Here is a 15,296-nt window from a genome sequence, read left to right on the forward strand (position 1 = left end):
TTTACCTTAATTCAGCACCAAGTTGCTTTTCAAAATTTGCCTGAAGCTTACTCATTATCTTATCTATTTGCTTATCTGTAAGTGTTTTGTGTTCGTCTTGAATTGTAAAACTTACAGCGTAGCTCTTCTTTCCTTTCGGAAGATTTTTACCTTGATACACATCAAATAAGTCGACATCTTTCAGCAATTTCTTTTCAGTTTGCATCGCAATAGTATCAATATCTTCAAAAGTGACTTGTTCATCTAATAAAAGAGCAAAATCGCGTCGCACTTCAGGATATTTTGGGATATCTTTAAATTTAATATCGCTGTGCTTGGCCATATCGATGATGTTATCCCAGTTAAAGTCAGCATAAAGCACTTCTTGCGAGATGCCGAAATATTTTAAAACTTTAGAGTTGACAATACCAAAATCGACAAGTTTTGTTTTTCCTAATGATAAGCTTACACCTTCGCTAAAGACATCATTTTTAATTGGAGACACCTTAAGCCTAGTAAAACCTAATCGTTGTAAAGTAGCATTTACAATGCCTTTTAAATAGAAAAAGTCACTTTTCTTTACAGGTGAATTCCAGCGTAAATCGTTCTTGTTACCTGATAAAAGAACAGATAAATGCTTGTGTTCTTCTCGGTTGTCGCTATAGTTATGATATGTTTTACCAAACTCATACAACTTTAAATTGTCACGCTTTCTATTGATATTATAGCTTACCGCTTCCAATCCGGAAAACAATAAACTCTGACGCATCACACTCAAATCATTACTCAAAGGATTGAGCATTTCTACATTGTGTTCTTCTTTCAATTGAGCGCTTAAGTCAACGTATTTTGGCGTTGTTAATGAATTGGATAATATTTCAAAAAACCCTTGTGACGCTAATTGATTTCCAATGATATTTTGAAGTTTATAATCTTCAAATTTAGACGTATTCGAAATAGAAGCGTTTAATTTTTCAGTGGTATTAATGTTGTTGTAACCATAAACGCGTAAGACTTCTTCAATCACATCTGCTTCACGTTGTACATCATTTCTGTATGCTGGAACTGTAAGACCTAAGCCTGCTTCAGTAACATTATTAACTTTAATGTCTAGCGAGGTTAAAATGCTCTTTATGGTTTCTTTCGGAATTTCCTCACCTATCAACTTCTTGGCGTTTTCAAAACTTAAACGGACTTGAAAATCTTCAATCTTTTTCGGATAAAAATCCATTAAATCACTGGCAATTTCTCCACCTGCAATATCCAAAATCATTAAGGCAGCACGCTTTAAGGCATAATCGGTAATATTTGGGTCAATGCCTCTTTCAAAACGAAAAGATGCATCTGTGTTGAGTGCATGACGCTTTGCAGTTTTTCTAATACTTACAGGGTTAAAGTAAGCACTTTCTAAAAAGATACTCGTTGTGCCTTCGCTCACTCCAGAATGTGAGCCTCCAAAAACACCAGCAATACACATCGGTTTCTCAGCATCACAAATCATTAAATCTTCTGCATGCAATTCGCGTTCAACATCATCAAGCGTTGTGAACTTTGTACCTGCAGGTAAGGTTTTTACAATGACTTTGTTTCCTGAAATTTTTGCAGCATCAAACGCATGTAATGGTTGACCTAATTCGTGTAATACATAATTAGTTATATCAACGATATTATTTTTTGGTGTTAAGCCAATAGATTTTAAACGATGCTGAAGCCAGGCAGGCGAGTCTTCAACTTTAATTCCTGTAATGGTTAAACCACAATAGCGAGGCGCTAATGTATTATCTTTAACATCGATATCAATTTTTAAAGTTCTGCTATCTACATGAAACGAACTCACCGAAGGTGTTATCAATTCTGTATGAATGTCTTGCTGTAACAAACCTGCTTTTAAGTCACGTGCAGTTCCGTAGTGGCTCATCGCATCAGCTCTGTTTGGTGTCAATCCAATTTCAAAAACCTGATCGTTTTCAATTTCAAAGATTTCCGAAGCCAATGCTCCAACATGTAGTTTATCGTCAAGTACCATGATACCATCATGTGATTTGCCAAGGCCTAACTCATCTTCAGCGCAAATCATACCATGACTTTCTTCGCCTCTAATTTTACCTTTCTTAATTTTCCATGCTTCACCAGTCTCTGTATAAAGTGTCGTTCCAATTGTAGCAACAGGAACTTTTTGACCAGCAGCAACATTAGGTGCACCACAAACAATTTGCAAAGGTGTTTCTCCACCGATATTTACCGTTGTAACTTTTAATCGGTCTGCATTAGGATGCTGAGTACAGGTTAGTACTTCTCCCACAACAATACCTTCTAAACCTCCTTTTACAGATTGGTACGTTTCTATGCCTTCAATTTCTAATCCTAAATCGGTTAATAATTCGCCCGTTTTTTCAGCAGGCCAATCTGTTTTTAAAAATTGTTTTAACCAGTTGTATGATATCTTCATTGTCCTATTTTATCAATTGCCAAAGATAATAATACTAATAATTTGTAGAGCGGATTTCAGTAAAAAATAAGAGAATCTTTTATTTTTCTACGGAAATGTAACATCTTTTGAATTCTTTGTCAATTTATACATAATAGTTATGCGGTGTTTGTAAGAATTATATCTTTGCTGAGACTACTAGTTTTAAATGAATTGAAGATGCGAAATTTACTGATTATACCTATCGTTTTATTGTTGTCAAGTTGTAACCTTAATCGTCCTGAAGCTCTAAAAGAAGGGGTTTGGAGAGCTGAATTGCAAGTCACTGAAACAGAAGTGCTGCCTTTTAATTTTGAAGTCACTTCACGTGATGCTTTTAAAATTTTCAATGCCGAAGAAGTGATTATGGTTACAGATATCACGTATTCTAACGATACTGTTGTGTTTAGAGCTCCTGTTTTTGAAGGGTATATTCAGGCTGTGCAAAAGGATAATACCTTACAAGGTCATTACATCAAAGAGAGTTTAGATCGTGTGGTTCCTTTTTTAGCCACATTTGGAACAACGACACGTTTTGATATTGAAAGAACAACACCGTTGGTGAATGTAAGTGGAAATTGGGAAACTGTATTTAGTCCTAATTCAGATGAAGATGCTTATATCGCTAAGGGAATATTTAAACAAGAGGGTACAAAAGTAACAGGAACGTTTAGAACAACTACAGGAGATTACAGATACCTTGAAGGTGTTATGGATGGTAATTTAATGAAGTTATCTGCTTTTGATGGTGCGCACGCATTTTTATTTACGGCTGAAGTTAGTGATAGTACTATGCAAGGCACATTTTACTCTGGAAATCATTGGAAAGAACCATTTACTGCAAAACGAAATGAAAGCTATGAGTTGCCAAATGCAAATGACCTAACCTTTTTAAATGAAGGGTATGACGCTTTAGAATTTACATTTCCTAATGCCCAAGGGGAACAAATTTCATTATCCGATGTTCAGTTTAAAGATAAGGTCGTTGTTGTTCAAATTATGGGAACCTGGTGTCCTAATTGTTTAGATGAAAGTAAATATTATGCCGAATTTTATAAGAATAATACGGATAAGAATCTCGAATTTATTGCTTTGGCTTTTGAATACGCAAAAACCGAAGAGCAGGCCTTTAAGAGTATAAATCGTCTAAAACAAGATGTTGGTATTCCATATCCAATTTTATTAGCCCAATACGGAACATCGAGTAAAACGAAAGCACAAGAAAAACTTCCAATGCTAAACCATGTATTGTCTTATCCAACATCAATTTTTATTGATAAAAAAGGAAAAGTACGAAAGATTCATACTGGTTTTAATGGACCTGCAACTGGTGAGAAATATACTGAGTTCACAACTGAGTTTACCGAGTTTATAGAAGTGTTGCTAAACGAGTAGTAGAGTAGTTTTTTAGGAATTGTTTGTGTTTATCTAACCATGAATGGTTTCAGATGTGCCATAGCTTCTAATGAGCTGGCCTTCAAACTCTACAAGTTCTTTCCAGCGTTTATCGACGTTAATATCTTTGCCATATTTCCTCGCATAGGTAATAAATAAAGTGTAGTGCCCAGCTTCACTTATCATTAAATCATGATAAAATTTTGCAAGTTCTTTGTCTTTGATATTTTGAGATAAGAGTTTAAAGCGCTCACAGCTTCTGGCTTCTATCATCGCAGAAAACAATAAGCGGTCTACCATGCTTTGTAGACGATTTCCACCCGTATTCATAAATTTATAAAGCTGGTTGACATAATGGTCTTTACGTTCACGACCTAAGGTATAACCACGTTCTTTTATAATATTGTGAACCATCTGAAAATGCTCTAATTCTTCTTTAGCTAATTCTAATAAATCGGTTACCAAGTCTTCATATTGCGAATTATGCGTAATAATAGTAATCGCATTGGTTGCAGCCTTTTGCTCACACCAGGCATGATCGGTTAAAATTTCTTCGATATGTTCTTCAGCAATTCGTGCCCAGCGTGGATCGGTTTCTAATTTAAGATGAAGCATGCTCATGGAGTAGTTTTTTTGTAAAAATAACCATATATATTATCATAATACAATGTTAATTAACATTAATGATTTAGACTTTAACATGTCTGTAACATAGCTACATACGATTTGTCTCTACCTTAAATTCGAATTTTAACTAATACAATCAAAACATGAAAAAAAAGACAATTACTAAACTTGTAATGTGTTTGCTGCTATGCTTTAGTGTCAGCACATTTGCTCAATTAAATACGCCAAGAGGTAGTCAACAAGCTACAGTTGTTCAGCGTATTGGTGTTTCAGATGTTTCTATTACGTATTCAAGACCAAGTGTTAAAGAACGAGAAATTTGGGGGAAAGTCGTGCCTTATGGCATGAATAACTTAGGTTTCGGAACTTCTACTGCAGCACCATGGAGAGCAGGAGCAAATGAAAATACGACGATTACATTTTCGCATGATGCAAAAGTGGAGGGTAAGCCTATTAAAGCAGGAACTTACGGCTTGCATTTAGAAGTCAAAGCAGACGGTACAGCAACCTTAATTTTATCTAAAGATGCTGATGCCTGGGGAAGTTACTTTTACAATGAAAATAATGACGCACTACGTGCGACCATAACTACAGTTTCGGTGCCTCACCATGAATTGCTGACTTTTGAGTTTAATAACGTTCAGGCAAATTCGGCAACAGCATCACTAGTCTGGGAAAAAAAAGCATTTCCTTTTGAAGTGTCTTTTGATGTCACAGAAATTGTGCTTCAGGATTTCAGGAAGACATCTAAAGGTCAGGCTGGTTTTCAACGTCAAAATTGGGAACAGGCAGCTAGTTATGCACTTAATAATGGAGGTGATTTAGATGAGGCTCTAACATGGATTGATAAAGCTATAGCTGGTCAGTTTTTTAGCCAAAAAACCTTCAATAACCTTGCAATCAAAGCACAAATATTAAATAAACAAGGAAAGTCAGATGAATTTGCAGCTATTATGAGTGAGGCAGCTTCAATGGCTAACGCTAACCAATTAAATGCTTTAGGCTATCAAATGTTAGGAATTAAAGATTATGATAAAGCACTGATGTATTTTAAAAAAGCAGTGTCTTTAGACCCTGAAAATCCCAATGTTTATGATAGTTTAGGAGAAGCTTATAAAACGATGGGAAATAAAAAAGAGGCGATAAAGAATTTTAAAAAATCGCTTTCTTTGAATCCTCCAGCGAACGTAAAAGCTAATTCAGAGAGGCACTTAAGAGAATTAGGAGCTCTTTAAGATAGTATCATCAATCAATCAATCAATCAATCAATCAATCAATCAATCAATCAAAAAACGATTAGTTTTTAAGCTCAACTTTTAAAGTTGGGCTTTTTTGTAGTAATTAACGGTTTATGTTCGGTTTAAAACCTGGTTTCCTAAGCCTTCAGGGATGATGTTTTTAAGTTTAGCAAACTGAAGTGATAAATCACCATCTCTAATATCGTCTAAAAGCCATTTGCGTTCAGTATATTCCATAATCCAGATTTTTTCCTCATCATTAAATCCTCTTTTTCCTTTTACAGGTCTTTTGGTGTCTCTGTCAATTAAGTAATCTTCAACATTAGCAGTAATGCTAAATGCAATTTTAGACCCTTCAAAGTTTTCGTCATCTGAAATTTCTAAATACAAAGGTTTAATTTTTTTAATGCTTTCTAAGCGACAAACATTTTTTAGATTTTCAGATTTCCATTGGTCTAAATGTACCGATTGCTGATTCTGCCAATACCAGTGATTCACATATTCGGAGACTTCTTTCATATCTTCCTTATTCCAGGCTTGATACACTCGTGTAAATACATTGTTTACGTTTTTTTCAAGATTCAACCACGAAAAATCCTTATTAATCATACCAATTTTAAATAATTCTTTCTTGGCTTTTCTAACGGCAAAGAATTCTACGGTTTTCATGTAGATTATTAGTGGTAAAAATATAATTGTAAGTAGCGCTAATATAGTTTTTCCCCACCAGGTTTTAAAAAAGGCTTTGGCGACAGTGCCTCCAGGTCCAGCATATACAGGGTCTGCATAGAACAAAATTGCAATTAAAATAATTGTAAAGAGTAATTGTTTTTGTTTGGAAGTCATACTGATAGATGGTTTTTAAGCGTCAAAAATTACCGCTAGATTATAAATAAATATAATAATAAATTTTAATCTGCTTTTTTTTGACTGAAAATTATAATAGAATTTAGAATCTATATAATGAATGCAAAGTTATCAGCTAATATAATTCCAGATATTTTTGTATTTGCTGAGTGCGCGATAGGTTTGAAGGATCACAAGGTGCTCTTTTTGACCTAATGAAGGATCTTTTTCTAATATGCGTTTTGCATAAAAACGAGCGCTTTGTAAAATGTCCTTATCTTTAATGATATTAGCAATTTTGAGATTTAAAATACCACTTTGTTGTGTGCCCATGATATCTCCTGGTCCGCGTAATTTCAAGTCGACTTCAGCAATTTCAAAGCCATCGCTTGTTCTGGTCATCGTTTCTAAACGTGTTTTACTGTCTTGACTCAATTTATGACTCGTCATTAGAATGCAGTAGCTTTGTTCGGCACCTCTACCAACTCGACCTCTAAGTTGATGAAGTTGTGCTAGCCCAAAACGTTCGGCACTTTCTATAATCATGACTGAAGCGTTTGGAACATTGACGCCAACCTCAATCACAGTTGTAGCTACCATGATTTGGGTTTCGCCTTTGATGAAACGTTGCATCTCGTAATCTTTGTCTGCTGGTTTCATTTTTCCATGTACTATAGAAATCTGATAGTTTGGCTGCGGAAATTCTCTAACGATACTTTCATAGCCATCCATTAAATCTTTATAATCCAGAGCAGAACTTTCTTGAATTAACGGATACACAATATATACCTGTCTGCCTTTTTCAATTTCATCACGCATAAACCTCAAAACTTTCAGCCTGTTTTTGTCATATCTGTGTACCGTTTTTATGGCTTGTCTACCAGGAGGTAATTCGTCGATAATTGAGATGTCTAAATCACCATAAACCGACATGGCTAAAGTTCTTGGAATTGGTGTTGCGGTCATCACTAAAATGTGTGGAGGAGAGGTGTTTTTTTTCCATAATTTTGAACGTTGCGCTACACCAAATCGATGTTGTTCGTCGATAATTGCGAGTCCTAAATTTTTAAATTTTACCTTGTCTTCAAGTAATGCGTGAGTGCCAATTAAGAGTTGTAATTCGCCATTTTCTAAAGATTCATGAATTTTTTTTCTATCTGAAGTTTTAGTTGAACCAGTTAATAGTTTTATGCTGATATTCAATGTTTTGGACAACTCGCTTAATCCTTGATAGTGTTGAACTGACAAAATTTCAGTTGGCGCCATTAAACAGGCTTGAAAACCGTTGTCAAGTGCCATTAACATTGACATGAACGCTACTATGGTCTTTCCAGATCCAACATCACCTTGAAGTAAACGGTTCATTTGTGCATTGCTGCCTAAATCTTGTCTTATTTCTTTGATAACACGCTTTTGGGCATTGGTTAAATTGAACGGCAAATGGTCGTTGTAGAAGGTGTTAAAATAGTCTCCAATATATTCAAAAGGAAATCCTTTTATTTTAGATTTATGAATGAGGTTTTTTAAAATTAACTGTAACTGAATGTAGAATAATTCTTCAAATTTTAATCTGAATTCTGAACGTGATAATAACTCCTGGTTTTTTGGAAAATGAATATTAAAAAGGGCTTCACTTTTAGGTAGTAATTTGAGCTCAGAAATCATGCTTTCTGAAAGCGTTTCTGTGAAGCGTCCTTTGGTTTCTAAAAATAGATTTTGCATGATTTTAGTCACCACACGATTTGTAATCCCTTTGTTAGCTAATTTTTCAGTAGAAGGGTAAATGGCCTGCATTGAAGAGCGTAAGTTGTTGTTGTGCTCACTTAAGACTTCTAGTTCTGGATGTGGCATATTGAAAATGCCGTTAAACCAGTTTATTTTTCCGAAGATCACATAAGGTGTATTGAGCTTTATACTATCACGAATCCATTTTTGCCCACGAAACCACACCAATTCGATGCTTCCTGTGTCATCCTTAAAGGTGCCTACTAATCGTTTGCCTCGTTTTTGAGCAACCTCTTTAAATCTTATAAATTTCCCAACAATCTGAACTTCAGCGCTATGGCGTTGCAATTCGTTGATCTTATAGTATTTTGTGCGGTCTAGGTATCGATTAGGAAAAAGGTTAATCAAATCCTGATAGGTGTGAATGCCTAATTCGCTTCGCAGTAAATCTGCACGATTTGGACCAACACCTTTTAGGTAATCAATAGGAGTTTGAAGATTAACACTCATAAGGCGAATTTAATTAATTCTGAGTTAAATTATAATCTCATTTAAAGTAACTTTCGGGATTGTTTCTAAAAACCGTATTTTGTTCTCATCTTTGTTTTGCACCTACATATGAAACATCTTTTTTATCTTATTTTTCTCTTTTTTAGTTTTGCTCTAGTACCGGCACAGCAAACAGATTATGTGGATTTTAAAAGCGCTAATGGTCTTCTTGGGGTTCGTTTTGAGTCCTCAGAAATTGGCGGACAAGTGTGGTATGAGTTTGAAGTATTGAAATCGGTAGATTCTATTTTTATCAATGCTGTCAATATGAAAATTGATGCAGTTACTATAAGGGAGGTTGATGGTAGTATTACTGAACTTGATTATAATAATGATGGTAAAAAGTTATGGTTAAACTATGATTTTAAAGAAGGTTTAGCTTATAAAGTGCATTTTAATTATAAGGCAAAGCCAAAGAGAGCGCTCTATTTTGTTGAACGTGAAAGTGAGGCTCAGGTATGGTCGCAAGGTCAGGGTCAAGGTACTAGTCACTGGTTTCCTAGTATTGATGATGTAAATGATAAACTTGTTTTTAACTTATCTGTGACGCTTCCTAAGGAATACACGTTTATTACTAATGGAAAAGAAACGGCTAGTATTCCGCTCCCAGATAATTATGTGAAATGGCATTATAACATGCAAAAACCGATGTCTAGCTATCTGGTTGCTCTTGCGATAGGTAAGTATGATAAAACAACAGAAATATCTAAAAGCGGTATTCCTCTAGAGTATTACTATTATCCTGAAGATTCTTTAAAAGCAGAGCCTACATATCGTCATACAAAGCAGCTATTTGATTTTTTAGAAGAGGAAATTGGATTCCCGTATCCTTGGCAAAATTATAAGCAAGTCCCTGTAAAAGATTTTTTGTATTCAGGAATGGAAAATACGAGTCTGACTATATTTTCCGATGGGTTTGTGACAGATTCCATAGCGTTTATTGATAAAAATTATATTACAGTTAACGCACATGAGCTGGCGCATCAGTGGTTTGGTGATTTGGTTACAGCAACATCTGGAGAGCATCATTGGCTTCAGGAAGGTTTTGCAACCTATTATGCTATGTTGGCTGAGCGCGCTATTTTTGGAGACAATCATTATTACTGGCAGCTTTTTAAAAATGCACAAGAGTTAATTGCTCAAGAAGCAGAAGGGCAAAGCACGTCTTTGCTGGATCCAAAATCCAGTAGTGTTACGTTTTATAAAAAGGGAGCCTGGGCTTTACATATTTTAAGAGAAAAAGTGGGCGATAGTGCTTTTAAATCGGCAGTTACGGCTTATTTTGAGAAGTATCAATTTGATACTGTAAAGACCTCTGATTTTATTTCTGAAATTGAAATAGCTAGTGGTCAGGATGTGTCAGATTTTGTAAAAGAATGGCTGGTGGAAACATCATTTCCTGAAGATACTGTAGTTAAAAGTTTAAAGCAGTCTCAGTTTATGCAGGAGTACTTTAGTGTAAATTGCGAAGTTTTTGAGGCTAAATGTTTAGACTATCTGGTGTCTGATGTTTCGGATGCTTCAAAAATAAAGGTGATTGGTCAGATTGCAGATAAAATTGATGCAGGTGCATTTCAGAATGGGATTAAAGTACGACAAGCTATTGCGAAATATGTGGATAAAATCCCAGCAGAACTCAAGTTTCAGTACGAATCACTACTTGAGGATGCGTCTTATGTTACCATAGAAAATGCTTTATATCATTTGTGGGTGAACTTTCCCTTGGATCGTGTTAAGTATTTGCAGAAAACCAAAGATATCAGAGGTTTTAACGATTATAATGTGAGATTGCTTTGGTTGGCCTTACATTTAAATACGGTTGAATATCAGTCTGAAAAGAAGGAAGAGGTTTTAGATGAATTGATACGTTATAGTTTGGCAGATCGTCATTTTGAATTACGTATGAATGCTTTTGCGTATTTAAAGCTTTTAGATGCATTTAATGAGGCTTCTATTAAAAGTTTGTTAGAAGCTATGTCGCATCATAACTGGCGGTTTTCAAAATATGCTAAAGAATTAATTTCTGAATTAGAGCAGGTAGAATCCTATAAACAAATTATAAATAAATTTAAACAGTAATAATCGTGAGAGCATTAGTTATATCTGGTGGTGGCAGTAAAGGTGCCTTTGCAGGCGGAGTTGCTCAGTACTTAATGGAAGGGCAAGGACGTGATTATGATATGTTTTTAGGGACGTCAACAGGGAGTTTGTTAGTGCCGCATTTAGCTGTAAATGACATTGGAAAACTTTATGATATTTTTACAAATGTACAGCAGCATGATATTTTTAGTGTGAGTCCGTTTGTGCAGCGGAAAAAGGGAGATCGTGAATATGTATCTATAGATTTTGTGAATTCTTTGTGGCAATTTATTAGGATGAAGCGTACGTTTGGTGAGAGTAAGGCTTTAAAGCGAAATATCAGGCAAAACTTCACGAAAGCTGAATATGATAAAATTTTGGAGTCTAAAGAAGATGTAGTGGTTACGGTTTCTAATTTGTCAATGAATCGGGTAGAGTATAAGTCGATTAAGGATTATACTTATGAGGAGTTTTGTAACTGGATATGGATTTCGTGTAATTACATTCCATTTATGTCTCTGGCAACGGTAGATGGTTATGAGTATGCTGATGGAGGATTGGGTTGTGTAATTCCTATTCGCGAAGCGATTTTGAGAGGTGCTACCGAAATTGATGCAGTCGTTTTAGAGGCAGAACAAATGGAGCGTATAAAGGTGTTAGGTAAAAACCCATTTTCGTTGATGCTGAATTTGTTCGGGCACTTGCTGGATCAGGTTGAAAAGAATGATGTTATTATAGGAAAACTTGCTGCTAAAAACAGAGGTGTGAAACTCAATTTGTACTATACGCCAACAAGTCTTACTGAAAACTCATTAATTTTTAGTAAGCGATTGATGGTCAAATGGTGGGAGCAAGGCTATGAATATGCTCAAAGTAAATTTGAGAGCGAGTCTGATTTGTGAAAAAACTACCAGATATTTGAAACTTCTTCCTTGATAAAAGATAATGCAGCATCACTTGGCGCTCTCTTGTCTATCATGCTGGAAAGTAATTCTTCTCGAAGCTTATCTGCGGAATCAACTTTGTCTGAAAGCGTAGTTTTTCTAATCATTTGTATCGTCGCGTTTTTAGCAGTCGCTGTAATGCTCCAGCACTGATCTGTAACATAGATTTGTTGTGCTAAATTATGATCAAATTCTTGTTCGATATTTGCTATAAGTAAAGACTCGTAATCTTCTTTATTTGAAGATGTTGGACTAACTCTTAATAATAATTTTGAAGGCTTAATACGTTCGAGAAAAAGTGACAAGCGTTCGTAAGCTTGTAGTCGTATTGGTAAGCTGTCTTTTTGTAAGTCTTTCTGGATTAAAAACTCACGACGTCTATTTTCATTTTCGACATGTTCTCTAAAAAAAAGATAGGCAATCGCTCCTGTAATCAGAGCAGGAATTATAAACATTAATAGGTTCAATAACTGTTGTTCCATAGTTGATTTTGTATTTGAATTGTAAACTTAAGAGTTTTTAAATTATTGTTTAGCTTTTTCCGCCTAAATGCTTACAATCTTTTAAATGTTGCATAGAGATATATGGGACTTTTGTTTTGTGATACATGTAAGTGTTTGAGAGTTCTTTTGAAAGGTTATGATCGTCTACATTAACTTCAATGTCATCCATAGTAAACTGACATGGATGTTCGTAGCCTGCTGCATGAGTAATTTCTATGAGTTCCTTTCTGAAGGTTTTGAAATATTGTGCCAGACGTTCAGATTTTAAAGGTACGTTGATTCCGTTTTGAAGCCATTTATTTTGAGTGGCAACACCAGAAGGACAACGATTAGTATGGCAAATTTGCGCTTGAATACAACCAATACTCATCATGGCCTCTCGAGCTACATTAATACAATCTGCTCCCATAGCAAAGGCCATAGCGGCTTTAGCTGGAAAGCCTAGTTTCCCGCTACCAATAAAAACTATACGTTCAGACAGTCCTTTCTTTTGAAACAGACGGTATAAATCACCAAAGGCATAAACCCATGGTAACGATACATGATCAGCAAAGCTAGGTGGTGCTGCACCTGTTCCGCCTTCACCACCATCAATAGTTATAAAGTCTGGACCTTTTCCAGTTTTTACCATGAGGTCTGCTAACTCTTCCCATTGATCTAATTTTCCAATGGCTGCTTTTATACCTACAGGCAATCCTGTTTCTTCAGCAATGGCTTCAATAAAATCTAACATTTCAGGAATCGTAGAAAAAGCTTTATGGTTTGGAGGGGATAGTACAGTTTTGCCAACTTCGACACCTCTAATTTCAGCAATTTCTTTTGAAATCTTTGATCCGGGAAGTACACCACCTTTTCCTGGTTTAGCGCCTTGTGATAACTTCACTTCAATAGCACGAACAAAAGGATTGTCTTCAACCAATTTTTTCATTTTCTCCATAGAAAACCCGCCATCTTTAGCACGAACACCAAAATAGCCAGTTCCGAAGTGAAACACCACATCGCCACCATGGCTATGGTAAGGAGAGAGTCCGCCTTCACCAGTATTATGATAAGCATGAGCTATTTTAACTCCTTTGTTTAGAGATTCTACAGCTTTAGCAGATAAGGATCCAAAGCTCATCGCTGAGACATTAATGACAGATGCTGGTCGGTAAGGTCGTCTACGATTATTAAATGCTCCCATAACTTTTGCACATGGAAGAAACGATTTGTCTATAGTATTGGGATGATTTTCTGCAATTTTAAACGGAAACATCGCATTATTGATAAAAATGTGCTGATGTGCATAAATATCTCTATCAGTTCCAAACCCTTCATAGTTGTTTTCATTTTTTGAAGATGCGTATACCCAGCCACGTTCAATGCGATTAAAAGGCAGTTCTTCTCTGTTATTGGCAACCAGATATTGACGCATTTCTGGGCCAATACTTTCTAGCCAATAGCGTATGTGTCCGATAACAGGAAAGTTATGACTTATAGTGTGCTTTTTTTGAAAAAAAACATCGCGAATGGCAATGATAGCCAACACAATAATGATCCACATCCACCAAGAGATGCTAGAAAAAAAGTTTAATACGGTATCCATAAAATTCAATTGAAATGTAAAGGTATTTAAAAAATAAAAGTTAGCGAATTATTGATTTAAATAATCTAAAGCTAAATGCGTCATTGTTTTAACACCAAGTAGCAAACCTTTGTCATCAATTTTAAAATCGGGTGTATGGTGAGGGAAGGCTTGTGTGTTTCCGGGAGTCATTCCTCCTAAAAAGAAATAAAATCCAGGAACAATCTCCTGAAAGTATGAAAAATCTTCTCCGCCAGTTGTAGCCTTTCGTAAGCGTACATTTTTATCGCCAGCGACACGCTTCATGGTTGGCAACATTTGGTCTACCAAATCAAAATCATTATAAGTTATCGTTGTGTTGTTTTGAAATGTAATTGTTGCTTCGCCACCATATGCTTTTGCAATATCTCTGGTCATTTCGGTCATACGACGTTCGATAAGTGCTTTCATGTCGGGATCTAGAGTTCTGACGGTTCCAATCAATTCGGCACTTTCAGGAATGATATTAAAACGGGTTCCTGCGGTTATTTTTCCGACGGTTATTACTGCTGCTTCATCTACTAATTTTGATTCCCGACTAATGATCGTTTGTAAACCGTCTATAATTTTAGCTGAAATCAGTATCGGATCAACACCTTGCCATGGTCTTCCACCATGGGTTTGCTTACCTTTTACATTAATGACAAATCGCTCAACAGAAGCCATGACTCCTCCTTTTTTATAGTGAATTGTGCCAACTTCATAATTGGATCGTATATGTAATCCAAAAATAGCATCGACTTTCGGATTTTCTAATACGCCTTCTTTAATCATTAATTTGGCACCACCTTCTTCTCCTGGAGGAGGTCCTTCTTCAGCAGGTTGAAATATAAATTTTATGGTGCCGTTAATTTGATCTTTATGTTTAGAAAGTACTTCAGCAGCTCCCATTAGTATTGCAGTATGTGTGTCGTGACCACAAGCATGCATTACACCCGTTTTGGTACCTAAAAATTCGGTTTCAACTTCGCTTTTAAAAGGGAGGTCGTTACGTTCAGTTACCGGAAGTGCATCAATATCTGCTCTAAGGGCGACTACTTTTCCTGGCTGATTTCCTTTTAAAATCCCTACAACGCCAGTTTTACCAACACCAGTTTTGACGTCCATTCCTAAAGATGTTAAGTGTGCTGCAATTTTTTCAGCAGTTTTAAACTCTCTATTGGAAAGTTCTGGGTTTTGGTGAAAATGATGACGCCATTCAATTACTTTGGATTCGATATCAATAATATCTTTTTCAAGATTGTTTTGCGAGAACGCTGTTAAACTTCCGAAGAGAAAACACCAGATAAATAAGTAGCGCATTTGTTTCATAAATTAAAGTTTGAGTTTAAAGATATTCAA

11 protein-coding genes are annotated in these 15,296 nt (G+C 35.7%); 4 read left to right on the forward strand and 7 right to left on the reverse strand.

What is annotated here, in order from left to right; all coding sequences use genetic code 11:
• Position 1: 1 nt before the first annotated feature.
• Positions 2 to 2,428: a phenylalanine--tRNA ligase subunit beta gene (gene pheT / locus H7350_RS09955; protein ID WP_204345767.1), complete on the reverse strand. Its 2,427-nt coding sequence runs from the start codon at positions 2,426 to 2,428 to the stop codon at positions 2 to 4.
• Between the two features lie 198 nt (positions 2,429 to 2,626).
• Between pheT and H7350_RS09960 the strand changes: the two genes are divergently transcribed.
• The gene (locus H7350_RS09960; protein ID WP_204345768.1) at positions 2,627 to 3,841 is read left to right on the forward strand and encodes a peroxiredoxin family protein; all 1,215 of its coding nucleotides are present in this window, start codon (positions 2,627 to 2,629) and stop codon (positions 3,839 to 3,841) included.
• A 33-nt stretch (positions 3,842 to 3,874) separates the two neighbouring features.
• On the opposite strand, the gene H7350_RS09965 is transcribed toward H7350_RS09960, so the two are convergent.
• Complete coding sequence (locus tag H7350_RS09965) at positions 3,875 to 4,456, reverse strand: MiaE family protein (protein ID WP_204345939.1); 582 nt, start codon at positions 4,454 to 4,456, stop codon at positions 3,875 to 3,877.
• A gap of 155 nt (positions 4,457 to 4,611) precedes the next feature.
• On the opposite strand from H7350_RS09965, the gene H7350_RS09970 reads away from it, so the two are divergent.
• Positions 4,612 to 5,703: a DUF2911 domain-containing protein gene (locus H7350_RS09970; RefSeq protein WP_204345769.1), complete on the forward strand. Its 1,092-nt coding sequence runs from the start codon at positions 4,612 to 4,614 to the stop codon at positions 5,701 to 5,703.
• A 114-nt stretch (positions 5,704 to 5,817) separates the two neighbouring features.
• Here the strand turns inward: H7350_RS09970 and H7350_RS09975 are convergent, their stop codons facing one another.
• Complete coding sequence (locus H7350_RS09975; RefSeq protein WP_204345770.1) at positions 5,818 to 6,552, reverse strand: Tim44 domain-containing protein; 735 nt, start codon at positions 6,550 to 6,552, stop codon at positions 5,818 to 5,820.
• Positions 6,553 to 6,684: 132 nt separating this feature from the next.
• A complete protein-coding gene (gene recG, locus H7350_RS09980) occupies positions 6,685 to 8,787 on the reverse strand; it encodes an ATP-dependent DNA helicase RecG (protein WP_204345771.1) in 2,103 nt (700 codons plus the stop codon).
• 108 nt (positions 8,788 to 8,895) lie between these two features.
• On the opposite strand from recG, the gene H7350_RS09985 reads away from it, so the two are divergent.
• Positions 8,896 to 10,905 carry a M1 family metallopeptidase gene (locus H7350_RS09985; protein WP_204345772.1) on the forward strand — a complete coding sequence of 670 codons (2,010 nt, stop codon included), beginning with the start codon at positions 8,896 to 8,898 and terminating at the stop codon, positions 10,903 to 10,905.
• 5 nt (positions 10,906 to 10,910) lie between these two features.
• The gene (locus H7350_RS09990; RefSeq protein ID WP_204345773.1) at positions 10,911 to 11,807 is read left to right on the forward strand and encodes a patatin-like phospholipase family protein; all 897 of its coding nucleotides are present in this window, start codon (positions 10,911 to 10,913) and stop codon (positions 11,805 to 11,807) included.
• Between the two features lie 5 nt (positions 11,808 to 11,812).
• Here H7350_RS09990 and H7350_RS09995 read toward each other — a convergent pair whose 3' ends face one another.
• Genes H7350_RS09995 through H7350_RS10005 form a run of 3 tightly spaced genes read right to left on the reverse strand, consistent with a single transcriptional unit; the run spans position 11,813 to position 15,257 of the window.
• On the reverse strand, positions 11,813 to 12,331 hold the full coding sequence (locus tag H7350_RS09995; protein WP_204345774.1) for a DUF7935 family protein: 519 nt from the start codon (positions 12,329 to 12,331) through the stop codon (positions 11,813 to 11,815).
• Positions 12,332 to 12,380: 49 nt separating this feature from the next.
• Entirely contained in the window at positions 12,381 to 13,937 is a 1,557-nt protein-coding gene (locus H7350_RS10000) for an FMN-binding glutamate synthase family protein (RefSeq protein WP_204345775.1), read from the reverse strand.
• Positions 13,938 to 13,985: 48 nt separating this feature from the next.
• Complete coding sequence (locus H7350_RS10005) at positions 13,986 to 15,257, reverse strand: amidohydrolase (protein WP_420825367.1); 1,272 nt, start codon at positions 15,255 to 15,257, stop codon at positions 13,986 to 13,988.
• Between the last annotated feature and the right edge of the window lie 39 nt (positions 15,258 to 15,296).

Origin of the sequence: Psychroserpens algicola (genome assembly GCF_014526325.1) — a bacterium.
GTDB classification, from domain to species: Bacteria; Bacteroidota; Bacteroidia; order Flavobacteriales; family Flavobacteriaceae; genus Psychroserpens; species Psychroserpens algicola.